The sequence below is a fragment of the Clostridium polyendosporum genome, assembly GCF_018332455.1.
Lineage (GTDB): Bacteria > Bacillota > Clostridia > Clostridiales > Clostridiaceae > Clostridium_AY > Clostridium_AY polyendosporum.
In genome coordinates this window covers 1-13,372 of sequence record NZ_BOPZ01000038.1, presented here as the reverse complement: position 1 = coordinate 13,372, position 13,372 = coordinate 1, and the positions used below count along the sequence as shown (strand labels likewise).

General features: G+C 31.6%; 13 protein-coding genes and 1 riboswitch. Of the genes, 6 read left to right on the top strand and 7 right to left on the bottom strand.

All coding sequences use genetic code 11. The features are described from left to right. Together aspD and CPJCM30710_RS15780 are read left to right on the top strand one after the other, a co-directional pair. Positions 1-1,641: an aspartate 4-decarboxylase gene (aspD, locus tag CPJCM30710_RS15785; protein WP_212905126.1), complete on the top strand. Its 1,641-nt coding sequence runs from the start codon at positions 1-3 to the stop codon at positions 1,639-1,641. Between the two features lie 266 nt (positions 1,642-1,907). Continuing rightward, positions 1,908-2,228, top strand: coding sequence for a DUF1540 domain-containing protein (locus CPJCM30710_RS15780; protein WP_212905125.1), 321 nt, complete (start codon positions 1,908-1,910; stop codon positions 2,226-2,228). Between the two features lie 124 nt (positions 2,229-2,352). Here the strand turns inward: CPJCM30710_RS15780 and CPJCM30710_RS15775 are convergent, their stop codons facing one another. Both CPJCM30710_RS15775 and CPJCM30710_RS15770 read right to left on the bottom strand, forming a co-directional pair. Beyond that, complete coding sequence (locus CPJCM30710_RS15775) at positions 2,353-2,892, bottom strand: NADH peroxidase (RefSeq protein WP_212905124.1); 540 nt, start codon at positions 2,890-2,892, stop codon at positions 2,353-2,355. 163 nt (positions 2,893-3,055) lie between these two features. Continuing rightward, positions 3,056-3,664, bottom strand: coding sequence for a DUF421 domain-containing protein (locus CPJCM30710_RS15770; protein ID WP_212905123.1), 609 nt, complete (start codon positions 3,662-3,664; stop codon positions 3,056-3,058). Between the two features lie 344 nt (positions 3,665-4,008). Here CPJCM30710_RS15770 and CPJCM30710_RS15765 point away from each other — a divergent pair, with 344 nt between their 5' ends. The 3 genes from CPJCM30710_RS15765 (at position 4,009) to sstT (ending at position 7,041) form a co-directional block, all read left to right on the top strand. After that, entirely contained in the window at positions 4,009-4,737 is a 729-nt protein-coding gene (locus CPJCM30710_RS15765) for a YetF domain-containing protein (protein WP_212905122.1), read from the top strand. A 13-nt stretch (positions 4,738-4,750) separates the two neighbouring features. After that, complete coding sequence (locus CPJCM30710_RS15760) at positions 4,751-5,116, top strand: DUF4363 family protein (protein ID WP_212905121.1); 366 nt, start codon at positions 4,751-4,753, stop codon at positions 5,114-5,116. A gap of 695 nt (positions 5,117-5,811) precedes the next feature. Continuing rightward, complete coding sequence (gene sstT, locus CPJCM30710_RS15755) at positions 5,812-7,041, top strand: serine/threonine transporter SstT (protein ID WP_212905120.1); 1,230 nt, start codon at positions 5,812-5,814, stop codon at positions 7,039-7,041. A 372-nt stretch (positions 7,042-7,413) separates the two neighbouring features. On the opposite strand, the gene rlmD is transcribed toward sstT, so the two are convergent. From rlmD to CPJCM30710_RS15730, 5 genes are all read right to left on the bottom strand, one after another. Beyond that, positions 7,414-8,769: a 23S rRNA (uracil(1939)-C(5))-methyltransferase RlmD gene (gene rlmD, locus CPJCM30710_RS15750; RefSeq protein ID WP_212905119.1), complete on the bottom strand. Its 1,356-nt coding sequence runs from the start codon at positions 8,767-8,769 to the stop codon at positions 7,414-7,416. 17 nt (positions 8,770-8,786) lie between these two features. Beyond that, positions 8,787-9,107, bottom strand: a complete 321-nt coding sequence (locus CPJCM30710_RS15745; protein WP_212905118.1) for an RDD family protein — start codon at positions 9,105-9,107, stop codon at positions 8,787-8,789. Between the two features lie 288 nt (positions 9,108-9,395). Beyond that, positions 9,396-10,202, bottom strand: coding sequence for a MetQ/NlpA family ABC transporter substrate-binding protein (locus tag CPJCM30710_RS15740; RefSeq protein ID WP_212905117.1), 807 nt, complete (start codon positions 10,200-10,202; stop codon positions 9,396-9,398). Positions 10,203-10,282: 80 nt separating this feature from the next. After that, the gene (locus CPJCM30710_RS15735; protein ID WP_212905116.1) at positions 10,283-10,942 is read right to left on the bottom strand and encodes a methionine ABC transporter permease; all 660 of its coding nucleotides are present in this window, start codon (positions 10,940-10,942) and stop codon (positions 10,283-10,285) included. Then, positions 10,932-11,900, bottom strand: coding sequence for a methionine ABC transporter ATP-binding protein (locus tag CPJCM30710_RS15730; protein ID WP_212905115.1), 969 nt, complete (start codon positions 11,898-11,900; stop codon positions 10,932-10,934). Before CPJCM30710_RS15730 ends, CPJCM30710_RS15735 begins: the two co-directional genes overlap by 11 nt. Positions 11,901-12,067: 167 nt before the next feature. After that, positions 12,068-12,183: riboswitch (SAM riboswitch) on the bottom strand. Between the two features lie 284 nt (positions 12,184-12,467). Here CPJCM30710_RS15730 and CPJCM30710_RS15725 point away from each other — a divergent pair. Further along, positions 12,468-13,217 (top strand): TSUP family transporter, encoded by a 750-nt coding sequence (locus CPJCM30710_RS15725; protein ID WP_246503568.1) that lies wholly within the window; start codon positions 12,468-12,470, stop codon positions 13,215-13,217. The last annotated feature ends 155 nt before the right edge of the window (positions 13,218-13,372 follow it).

The following is a 13,372-nucleotide window of genomic DNA, read 5'->3' as shown; positions in this document are numbered from 1 at the left end:
ATGAATTTTCGCAATATCCAACGTGAAGAAATAGAACGAGTTTATGGTAAAATCAGCCCTTTTGAATTCAAGGATAAGTTAATTAATCTTGCAAAAGGACATAGAGAAAAAAGTGTACGAACTTTATTAGATGCAGGAAGAGGTAATCCTAACTGGACAGCGGCAACACCTCGTGAATCATTCTTTACCTTTGGTCAATTTGCTGTTGAAGAAACCCGAAGAGTATGGAATGAAGGTGATTTAGCAGGAATGCCTCAAAAAGCTGGAATTGCAGAACGTCTTAAAACTTATCTTGAAATACATCAAGATGCACCTGGGGCTGAATTACTTAAAAATATAATTGATTACGGAATAAATGCTCAAGGCTTTGATCCTGACGCTTGGGTATATGAATTAGCAGATGGAATTATTGGTGATAACTACCCTGTACCAGATCGTATGCTAGTGCATGTTGAAAAAGTTACCCATGATTATCTTATTCAAGAAATGTGTTATAATAAACCGCCTGCTGGTAGGTTCCACTTATTTGCTGTGGAAGGTGCTACAGCAGCTATGTGCTACATATTTGATACCTTAATCGCCAATGAATTATTATCAATAGGGGATAAGATTGCACTGATGACACCAATTTTTACACCTTATCTTGAGATTCCTCTTCTACCACGCTACGATTTTAATGTAGCTAAAATTGAGGCTAAAGAAATGACTGATGATGGTACTCATACTTGGCAATATCCAAAATCAGAGTTAGATAAGCTCTGTGATCCAACAATAAAAGCTTTGTTTGTTGTAAATCCTAGCAATCCACCTTCTACAGCAATAAAACCTGAATCAGTTAATGAGTTAACTGAAATTGTAAAAAACTATAATCCTAACTTGATGATTATTTCTGATGACGTATACGGTACCTTCGTTGATGAATTTCGTTCATTAGTAGCTGATTTACCATTTAACACAATTGGAGTATATTCATTTTCAAAGTATTTTGGTGTCACAGGATGGCGTTTGGGAACTATTGCATTACATGAAGATAACGTATTTGATAAGCTATTAAGAGAATTGCCTAGAGATAAAAAGGAAGAACTTAAGAAACGTTACTCAGCACTTTCTACTAATCCTGAAGAAATTCGCTTTATCGATAGAATTGTAGCAGATAGCCGTCAAGTAGCTCTAAATCATACTGCAGGTTTATCAACACCACAACAAGTACAAATGGCTTTCTTTGTAGTATTTGCTTTACTTGATAAAGAAAATAAATATAAACAATTAACAATAGATATTTGCCGTCGTCGAAAGCAGCTTTTGTTTGACGGTCTAGGACTCGATTGGAGAAGAGACCCTTATGATACCTGTTACTATACACAATTTGACTTACTAGAATGGGCAAATTATTATTACGGTAAAGAATTTGCAGAGTACTTACAGGAAAATTATAAACCAGTGGATGTTCTTTTCCGATTAGCAGAAGAATCCTCAATAGTATTACTAAGCGGCGGTGGATTTCATGGACCTGAATGGTCTATTAGAATATCACTAGCAAATCTCAGTGACGAATGCTACTCAAAAATTGGTGAACTACTTCATAAAATATTAGATGAATATGTTATATCATGGAAAAAAACACTGGAGGTTTTTGTGTAATACTAATTTAATCATCACAAACAAGCTGTTCAGTGTAAAGTGTCTGAACAGCTTGTTTTACACATTATTACTTAATCATTCTTTAAATGCTTAACTTGACTTTCTCTCCATCTTTTGATTGATTTTCACTATCCGTAAGCGAGGTCCTATTACAATACATGGATGAGTTTACAGCTTGTTCATAAATTACGTTTCTACTGAATATTATTAAATCTTTAGTTAAAACTAACATTAGTTATTAATAGCTAAAATAAGGAGGGTAATTTATGTCAAAGATATACTGTAATGTTACTAACTGTTCACATAATAAAAATGAAGTATGCTATGCAAACCGAATAAACGTATCTGGAGGAAACGCAGAAAATTCACGTCAAACCTGCTGCGCATCCTTCTTGGATAGTTCTCACTATAGTACACTTACTAATAATACCAATGATTATGGTAATGAATGCACCGCTATAGTATGTAATGTTCACAGCTGTACATTTAATGATGATGAGAATTGCTATGCTGGCAATATAGCTGTTTCTGGTAATAAAGCAAATATCTATGAAGAAACCAATTGTTCTACTTTCAGAGAAAAATAAAGCTGATCAGGCATCGATCCTTCTCAGCTTTAACTGAATTTTGTTTTATGAAACGGCAACAAATAAATATAAAAAGGAATAACTCCAATATAACATAGCTATAACTAGTTATTCCTTTTTAAAATTAAAAATATCTTTCTAGTAAACCCTTAAATGCTCTACCATGTCTAGCTTCGTCCTTACACATTTCATGTACCGTATCATGTATAGCATCTAAATTATTTTGTTTTGCTAAGTCAGCTAATTTTTTCTTGCCATCACAAGCCCCATATTCAGCTTCCACACGTGCACTTAAATTTGACTTAGTATCAGCTTTAACAACCTCTCCCAGAATTTCAGCAAACTTAGCTGCATGATCTGCCTCCTCAAAAGCAATTCTTTTATAGGCTTCTGCAACCTCTGGATATCCTTCTCTATCAGCCTGTCTTGACATTGCTAGGTACATACCAACTTCTGTGCATTCACCTATAAAATTGGCTCTTAGTCCCTCAACTATCTCCTGATTAGCATCTAAAGCAGTACCTATTCGATGCTCATCTGCCCAAACTAATTCATCAGTCATTTCCTTAAACTTTTCTCTAGGAGCTTTACATATAGGGCATATTTCTGGTGGTTCATTTCCCTCATGAATATAGCCACAAATTGTACAAACAAATCTTTTCATTCCTTTAATCTCCTTTTTGTTATAGATTTGACTTTAATATTATTACCTATATTAGCCTCTATATAATCATAACTTATTTAGATTCTTACCTTTTAGCACTTTCTGATATAAAAATAAGAGCTAGATATACTATAATTGCCAAGATACAAAAAAATATATACTTTTATGGTTCATTTTTATTGCCCTCAAATTTTCTAGTATTCACTTCTTCGAAAATGTCATTTATTTTATTTTTATTGTCTTTAGATTTTGAATTATATCCAATCATTTCTTTCATTTGCGATATTTCAGTCATTATAGATATAAAATCTTCCTTTGTTAAAGGCTTTTTATTTTCCTTTAGCTCATATCCTAATTGACCACTTACTTCAATTGTTGCATATTGAACATCTTCAATAGAAGATATTCCGACCTGCCTCAAACGGGTCTCAAGCCTATCTATAGACAATCTTAATTTTTTTAGATTTTTCATATTAGGTTTACCATTTTCAATAACAATAACTGCTTTACCTGAAAATAAGTTTTCTAAAAAGTCTATTTTAACCTGTATATATTCAGTAATTATCATTAACAATACTAGTAAAAATGCTGCTAAAAAAGTAATAAGTAACCCTTTTCCTGATATAGGTTGAATTAGCAATGACCCTAATCCTATCATTACAATAGTTTGCGATATGGTCATTTGGGATATTGATTTTCTTCCACCTACTCTTAAAATAAATGTTCCAATAAAAAATATAAGAGTTGATTGCAAGATCCAGCTCAATTCCATTCTTTACAGCTCCTTTAAAAGAATATAATCCATATTTTTTATTATTTTCTATAACGTTTCTCTTAATGCACCTATATATTCTAGTGCACTATCTTGATTATGTATTACAGTTATCTCTAACTGACCAATCGTATGCTCGAAGGTTATAAAGACTTCAGTTAAATTATTCATTTGAATAAGAAAACGCTTTTTACTAAATGTATCTTTAAATTGAGCTGTAAAATCATTAACTTGTTTCCAATCTACTATTTATTCGATTACAGAAGATAAACTAATTTAATAGTATAAACTTTACTTTATGTTGAATAATAAGGATAAAATACTTGAATTTAGGAGGCATACAATTGAGTGAATGGTTAGTAGTATTGGTACGTTCTATTATTAGTTTCTTTACTTTACTTATTTTTGCAAAAATATTAGGTAAACAACAAATAAGTCAATTAGCATTTTTTGATTATGTGTTAGGAATAACGATTGGTTCCATTGCTGCAACTCTTACCACTGACTTGTCCAGCAGGGCATGGCCTCATTGGGTAGGTCTTTTCACTTGGGCAATTCTTGGATATCTAATGGAGTATATTACTATGAAATGGAGGTACGCAGGAAAATACATAGACGGCGAACCTGCAATAGTTATTATGAATGGTAAGATAATGGAAGATGCACTAAAAAAAATGAAGTACAGGGTATCTGATATTATGGCGTTACTCAGAAATAAAAGTGTATTTGATTTGAAGGAAGTCGATTTTGCAATCATTGAACCAAATGGTCAATTATCTGTACTAAAAAAAGGACAATATCAGTCTTTAACAGCTAAAGACATGAATATTTCTAAAACCTCCAGTGGTATAAGTACAGAGCTTATTTATGATGGGATACTTATAGAACAAAATCTTAGACAACTTAATAAAGATAAAAATTGGATTATAAGTCAGCTAAAGATGCAAGGTATTACTGATATTTCAGAAGTATTTCTTGCAACACTAAATCCTGCTGGTAGCTTATATATAGATAAATATGAAGATCACATAAAGAAAATAACTGATATTGGCGATTATAAAGGCCCCTACTAAGGAGGTGCGTAGTTTGAGAAAATTTTTAGTAATAACCATTCCTATAGTTACACTAACTCTCTTTATACTAATCATGCTTAGTGGTAATATTTTAAAGCACTCCTTCGGAAAAGATGATAATATCCCTGCGTCTATTGAGTTGATTATGCAAGATATAAAGGCTGAGAAATGGGAGGAAGCCCGTAAACAAACTGAGCAATTATCAAAATCATGGAACAAAATAGTAAATAGGGTTCAGTTTAGTTCAGAGAGAGACGAGATAAATGCATTTAGTGCTAATATTGCCCGTTTACGTGGGGCAATTATGGCAAAAGATAAATCAGGTGCATATATGGAATTAAATGAGGCCTATGAACATTGGAATGACCTTGGAAAATAAACATAATTATTAAAACATACTTAGGAATAAATGATATTTATACTATAGCAACAATTGTAATTTTAATAGGTATACCAGTTAGCTTTCTTTTAAAAAAGCAGGTACATATTACTGAACATGTTGCTTCTAAAAAAGCGGCATAATAGGTGCACCCATTTTGTTTATTAAAAAATTATTAGGTTATTATTAATCTAACTAGCATTATTAGCACTAGAACCCAGACATTTGTCTGGGTTCTAAATTTTAGATAATAACAAACTTACTATATCTTTGAGAACATATAAATTTAGGGATAAGGAAAAACCCTTAAAAAATCAAAGATTTAACTGTATTTTCTTTCTAGCCTTACTACTGTCTTCACATGTGTTTTGATAGAAAGATGATTCTAGTACGCGTTAAAATAAGATTTGCGTAAAGATGCCCCCTTAATTAAGGGAACCATGGAATTCCTTAGTTTCATACTTTTATGCAATATTTATTACACATTCCGCATATTAACAAATTGATGAACTAACAAAAAATCATTATAAAAATAACTATAGTTTTATATAATTTAAAATTGGCTTCACATATGTAAGAATTCGTGATAATCTTATTATCGTATCTTAGTTATTAGAGATACCTAGTTTGATAGTAGCACATCTAAAGTGGCTGTGCGATGTTTCATTTATATCTTAAATAAGGGGGAAAAAATTATGGTAAATCTAAAAAACAAGTGGAATAAAATAAGCTTGGTAAAACGAATAATTATAGGTTTAATTATTGGTATTATCTTAGCTGTAACGATTCCAGAAACAGCAAAACCAATCATCATTTTGGGTTCTTTATTTGTAGGTGCTTTGAAATCGGTCGCCCCTATATTAGTCTTCCTCTTGGTCATGTCAGCCCTCTCCCAACACAAAAGTGGGCACCAAACCAATATGAAATCCATTATCGGCCTTTATATTTTAGGAACTTTCTTAGCTGGACTTGTGGCGGTTGTTGCAAGCTTTATGTTCCCTGTAAGCTTAACACTTGCTGCGAGCGCTGAGAATCTGACGCCTCCTGGAGGTGTGGTAGAGGTTCTGAAAACATTACTGTTGAATATTGTTGATAATCCAGTAAAAGCACTTTATAATGCCAATTATATCGGTATATTATCTTGGGCGGTACTTCTTGGATTTGCTTTAAGAAATGCGCCTGACTCTACAAAAACAATGATTTCTAATTTTTCAGATGCAGTATCTCAAATAGTTAGATGGGTAATAAATTTTGCTCCATTAGGAATTATGGGGCTTGTATTTGATTCTATTGCTACAAATGGAATCGAGTCTTTACTTAGCTATGGAAAATTACTTGTAGTTCTGATTGGTTGTATGGTCTTTGTAGCTCTTGTTATCAACCCAATCATTGTATTCATAAATATTCGTAAAAACCCATACCCACTTGTATTTAAGTGCTTAAAGGAAAGTGGAATTACAGCATTCTTTACACGTAGCTCAGCTGCAAACATTCCTGTAAATATGAGTTTATGTGAAAAACTAGGTTTAGATAATGATACATATTCGATATCCATTCCATTAGGCGCTACGATTAATATGGCTGGTGCAGCTGTTACCATTTCTGTTTTGACACTTGCAGCGGTTAACACTCTTGGTATTAAAGTGGATATTGGTATGGCATTAATCCTCAGCTTACTATCGGCCGTATGCGCTTGCGGTGCTTCAGGCGTAGCTGGTGGTTCACTATTACTGATTCCTGTCGCATGTAGCTTATTCGGGATATCAAATGATATTGCTATGAAGATAGTTGGTGTAGGCTTTATCGTAGGTGTTTTACAAGACTCTTGTGAAACGGCACTTAACTCATCTACAGACGTACTTTTCACAGCAACAGCTGAATTTACTCAGTGGACTAAGGAAGGAAAAGAAATCCTCATTAATTAATTAATAGAAGCTAAATCACTTTGTTATTTTTATGACTTTTGAAGCCCTATATTCGCTGTTTATGATCTGCGATATGGTGGCTTTTTCTTTTAAATAAACAATTATTAATCCCCATTTTTCTCATCAATTATATAGCCCCTTCACTACAGTTCAGCTGATGGTTTAGGAATGATTTGAATAAAGGCTGGTGGAAAAATATAGCGTAGAACTTTCAAAAAAGATGACTCCTGTTCAATACAGAAATCATCTTAATAATGTAGCCTAGGTCTTTTTTTAATTGTCCTTGACAAAGGGTGCATTTTAATCAGTCTGAGGGAACATAAAACACACTTGAATTTTAACTTAAAAACCCTGAAAGCCATTGATATAAAGCTATTTCTTTTCTAGCCTTACTACTGTCTCCACGTGTGGTGTATGTGGGAACATATCCATAAGCAGTGTCTTTTCTACCGTGTATCCAGCTTCCTCCAATCTCTTTAAGTCAACCACAAGAGACTTTGGATTACAGCTTACATAGATTATATCCTTAGCATTAAACTTTATTACATATTCTAATGCTGTTGGATGAACACCACTTCTTGGTGGATCAAGAATTATTATATCTGGCTTATCCTTTATTGTGTTTATAACCTTCGTAACATCTCCAGCTATAAAGTTACAATTATTTAAACCATTAAGCTTAGCATTTTGATTTGCTACTACAACAGCTTCTTCTATAAGTTCAATTCCAATAACCTTTTCTGCCTTTCCTGCAGCAATTTGTCCTATGGTTCCAGTTCCACAGTAAAGGTCAAAAACCACTTTATTTCCCGCATCTCCCATAAAATCTCTTACTATACTATATAGTTTTTCTGCACCTAAAGAGTTTGTTTGGAAGAAAGAGAATGGTGAAATTTTAAACTTAAGACCTAATAATTCTTCAGTTATATAATCCTGTCCGTAAAGTACATTTAACTTTTCAGGAATAACAGCTTCTGATAAGGAGTTATTTTCAGTGTGAAGTATTCCTTTAATAACTCCCTTATAGCTTTCTCTCTTTATCAGCTCTGTCCATTCTGTCAAATCAAAATCTAGCTGAGTAGTAGTTACAAGGTTAATCATTATTTCTTCTGTTTTCTTTGTCTTCCTTACTATAAGATTTCTTAGGTAACCTTCTCTAGCCATTATCCTATAATAAGGTATATTCTTCTCTCCAAAATAATCAACTGTAAGGTTTAATATTTTCCTAAAATCTTCGTCTACGAGGTCACACTCATTTACAGTTATTATACCAAAGGATTTTCCTTTCATATGCATTCCAAGGGAGAGGTCTCCACCCTTTTCCATATCACCAAAGGTAAACTCCATTTTATTTCTATATTCCCATTCTATAGGACTTGTTTCTATTCCTAAAAACTCTCCTGTAGATACTCCATTTTCCTCAAAAAGCTTTTTAACTTGTGCTACCTTTAGTTCAAGTTGCTTTTTATAAGGTACATTTTGTGACGAACATCCACCGCAAACTCCATAATGTGAACATTTCTTTTCTATCTCATACTCTGCCCTTTCCCTTACTTCTAAAGGTTTCATTTCAGCATAGTCTTTTTTCTTTTTTGTTATTCTTCCAAAAACCTTTTGCCCAGGAAAGGCATTCTTTACATAAACCTTTAAATCATTTTTATAAGCTATACCCTGTGAAGGGAATTCCATATCTTCTATAAGTAATTCAAGTTCATTACCTTTCTTCATGTGTTATCTCCCATCCATTATATTCTTAATAAGTACTTACCTAATGTAGCTCTAAGTTTTGTGCTCTCAAGGATTGGTGAATACAATACATTAATTGCTACATAAATAATAAAGAACATAGTTGGTCTATCTGCAATAAAGAAACCTATCAATCTTAATATTCCATCAAAAGCAAACAATAAACCAACCGAAATTGCTAAAGCTACCGCTTGATCTATAAAAGTAGCAACTAATCTTGGAAAAAATCCTACCTTTTTATTAGTATTATCTTTTTTCTCTTCTATTATATTTTCTTCATTTTTAAAATCATTATTTTTTTCTAAATCTCTATCTGACATTGAAATACCTCCTACCTTGTATTTTATATACCGTTATATGGTATTTATTACATTCTCCTTTTTATACCATTATTTTATTTTAACAAAAACAGATATATAAGAAAAGTAAAAAATAATAAAAAGATCCCTACATTTAATGTAGGGACCTTAAGAAGTTTATATGAATTGAATACTTGGCAAAAATTCATCGATAATTAAATTCACATTGAATCTAAACTTTGAGAAAAATCATTAAATACGTAAGCTATTTTATAAAATTCATTAAATATTAAACTTAATTATATTTAATTAGAATGCTGGAATTATACTTCCATTGTAATTTTCTTCTATGAATTTCTTAACTTCTGGAGAATTTACAGCCTTTGTTAATGCTTGAATTTTAGCGCTATCTTTGTCTTCCTCTCTAACTGCAATTATGTTAGCATATGGTGAATCCTTTGATTCTATAGATAATGAATCCTTTGTTGGATTAAGTTTAGCTTCTAATGCATAGTTAGTATTTATAACTGCTGCTTCAACATCATCAAGAACTCTTGGAAGTTGAGCTGCATCTAATTCCTTAAACTGAAGATTTTTAGGATTTTCAGTAATATCTCTAGGTGTTATAGTTTCTCCTTCTTTAAACTTTACTAATCCATTCTTTTCAAGAAGTCTTAAAGCTCTAGCTTCATTTGATGGATCGTTTGGCACCGCAATTTCTGCTCCATTCTTTATGTCATTTAAAGCCGTAATCTTCTTTGAGTATACGCCCATTGGCTCCAAGTGAACTTTAGTTGTATAAGTTAACTTATATCCTTTTTGTTTAACCTCATTATTTAGAAAAGGAATGTGTTGAAAGAAGTTTGCATCAATTGATTTCTCATTTAACGCAGTATTTAAAAGCGTGTAGTCATCAAATACTTTTATCTCTAAAGCATATCCCTCTTTTTCTAAAAGTGGTTTTACTTTTTCTAATATTTCAGCATGAGGTTTTGCAGTAGCTCCAACAACTATTTTCTTGTCATCCTTCTTTGTTTCTGTCTTGTTAGCACATGCTGCTAATGTACCCGCAATAGTTAATGATAATGCTAATGTTAATAATTTTTTAATTTTCATAGTTTATTCCTCCTTTATATGCTATTAAAATAAAGAAATTAACCTTCTTTTATATCTTAAGCCTTATTTATTTTTCCATATTACCTTAACTTCTTATACGCATAATCTCCTGCTGATTGAAGAAGTTGAACTAATACTACTAGAGTTATAGAAGTATAAAGTATTACATTATTATCAAATCTTTGATATCCATAAGCTATAGCAACTTTACCTAATCCCCCGGCTCCAACTGCTCCTGCCATAGCAGTATAACCAAGTATGGATATTATTGAAAGAGTTATACCAGATACTATAGATGGCATAGCTTCTTTTATCATTACTTTAAAAATTATTTGATAATCTGATGCTCCAAAAGATTTAGCTGCTTCAATTAAACCTTTATCTACTTCTTTTAATGATCCCTCTATTATTCTTGCTATAAAAGGTGCTGCTCCAATAGTAAGAGGAACTAAAGCTGCTACTTCTCCTATACTTTTACCTACAATAAATCTTGTTAAAGGAATTAATACTACTATAAGAATTATAAATGGAAAACTTCTTAAAGTGTTTATAACAAAGTCTAAAGACTTATATATAATCTTATTAGGTCTTAATCCGTTCTTATCAGTTATTATAAGTATAATAGCAAGAATAAATCCTATAATTGTAGATAATAACGTTGATATTCCTACCATGTAAAGAGTAATACCCAATTCTTTAAGTAAAATCTCTTTAAAAAATACTGCAAAATTATCTGCCATTATTTACAACCTCCCATCCTACTTTTTTCGAATTTAGGTATTCTATAACTCTCTTCTCTTGTTCTACTTCAATATTAATAACTAAAGAGCCTAAAACATCATCTCTAAACTTTTCAAGCTTACCCCATACTATAGAAAAGTCTATATTTAATTCTCTTGCCATAGAAGTTATAATACTTTGATCTGAGTTGTCTTTTGGAAAGAACAACTTTATATTTACTCCTTGGTTTGGAAGAATCTCCTCTTCTCCTAGAAGATTCTTTAAGGCTTTAGTATGCTTCAAGAAAAGTTCCTCAACATTTCCAACTTCTAAAACCTTTCCTCCTTCAAGTATTGCAACCTTTTCACAAACTTCCTTAACTACTTCCATTTGGTGAGTTACTATGATAATAGTTATACCAAGCTTTTCATTAATTTCTCTTAAAAGTGAAAGTATAGATTTTGTTGTCTTAGGATCTAAGGCAGAAGTAGCTTCATCACATAGAAGTACGTTTGGGTTTAAAGCTAATGCTCTTGCTATAGCAACTCTTTGCTTTTGTCCTCCGCTTAACTCTTTTGGTTTTCTCTTGGCCTTGTCCTCAAGTCCTACAATTTTTAATAACTCCTCTACTCTTTCTTTTATCTCTTCTTTTGGCACTCCCCAACATTCCATTGGTAATGCAATATTATCATAAACATTCTTTCTTTCTAAAAGAGAAAAGTGTTGGAATATCATTCCTAGATCCTTTCTGAAACTTCTCATTTCTTTTCCCTTTAAATTCTTAACCTCTTGTCCATCAACTGTAAGACTTCCACTTTCATAATCTTCAAGTCCATTTATACATCTTAACAATGTAGATTTACCAGCTCCACTATGTCCTACGAGCCCAAATATTTCACCTTTTTTTATTTCAATATTTATATCTTTTAATACTGGAGATTTATTAAAACTTTTATTTAAATCTTTTATTATTATCATCATTATTCTCCTTAAATAATTGTTATATAATACTTACTCTTCTCCAAATAAGTAAAATTGATTAGGCATCACCCCTACTCAATTTTAGCCAGATTTAATTTTGTAAAATGGTAATAAATAAAAAGTACCAGAGAATAACTCTGGTACACATATACACCTTTGCTACCCTCTCATCTATCAGCAATTTATGCTGCAGGAATTGGCACCATTGCATCTGTTAAATGAAACATATACCGGTTGCCGGGCTTCATAGGGCCAGTCCCTCCGCCTCTCTTAATAAGAACTATTATTAGTTTTTCACTGATACAAATATAATATTTTTTATATAACAAATCAATAGTTTTTTAAATATTTATTAATATACTATAAATTAATTTAATACCTTAATAATCCACTAATAGAAATCGTTTTCTCGATGAATTATTGTCAATAGCCAATCGGTTTACTATGTTTTATTGATAGCTAGGTCATCAATTCAATAATAACAGTAGTAATGCTGTATTTCTACTAATTAACAAAATGTGATATATTTTAAATTATGATTAAAATTAACAGGAGATGATTAAATTGATAAATCTTTTATTTTTATGTATTGCCGGTTTTATAGCATCCTTTGTGGATTCAATAGCAGGAGGTGGAGGACTAATCAGTGTACCCGCCTTTATGTTATTTGGCTTACCACCACATATAGCATTAGGAACTAATAAGTTCTCTGCAACTACAGCCTCACTTACTTCATCCTTAAAGTTTATTAAAAGTGGTAAGGCAAATTTAAATCTACTAAAATACATAATACCATTTACTTTTATAGGTGCTGTTTTAGGAGTAAAGGCAGTTCTTCTAATAGACCAAAGTTTTTTAACACCGTTAGTTATGGCACTTGTACTCTTGGTAGGAGTCTATTCACTATTTTCTAAGAATCTAGGGATAAATAATGAATATAAAGGTACTACACTAAAACTAATTATAATAGGAATTGTGTTCGGTTTTACTATTGGTTTCTATGATGGTTTTTTCGGACCTGGAACAGGCTCTTTTCTTCTTTTTGGATTTGTAAAGATTTTTAAATTTGATTTTGTAAGTGCTAACGGAAATACTAAAGTACTTAACTTTACTTCTAATATTGCTTCTCTGATAACTTTTGCTCTTGAAGGAAAAATAAACTACTATTATGGAATAATTGTAGCAATATTTATGATATTAGGTGCTATATTAGGGACAAAAGCTGCAATAAGTAACGGATCTAAACTTATAAAACCTATATTTATAACAATGTCTCTTGCAGTAGCAGTAAAGATGCTAATTAACATTAACTAATTATTAAAAAAAGGAATTCATCCAAAGAATGAATTCCTTTTTTCAGTTTGCTGAAAAACCCCCTGTTTAAAAACAGAGGGTTTTTCTAGCAAACTTGTGGATAAATTTTAAAACAGGGTTTTTCTATTAATTTGAATAAAATTTTATATAAATCT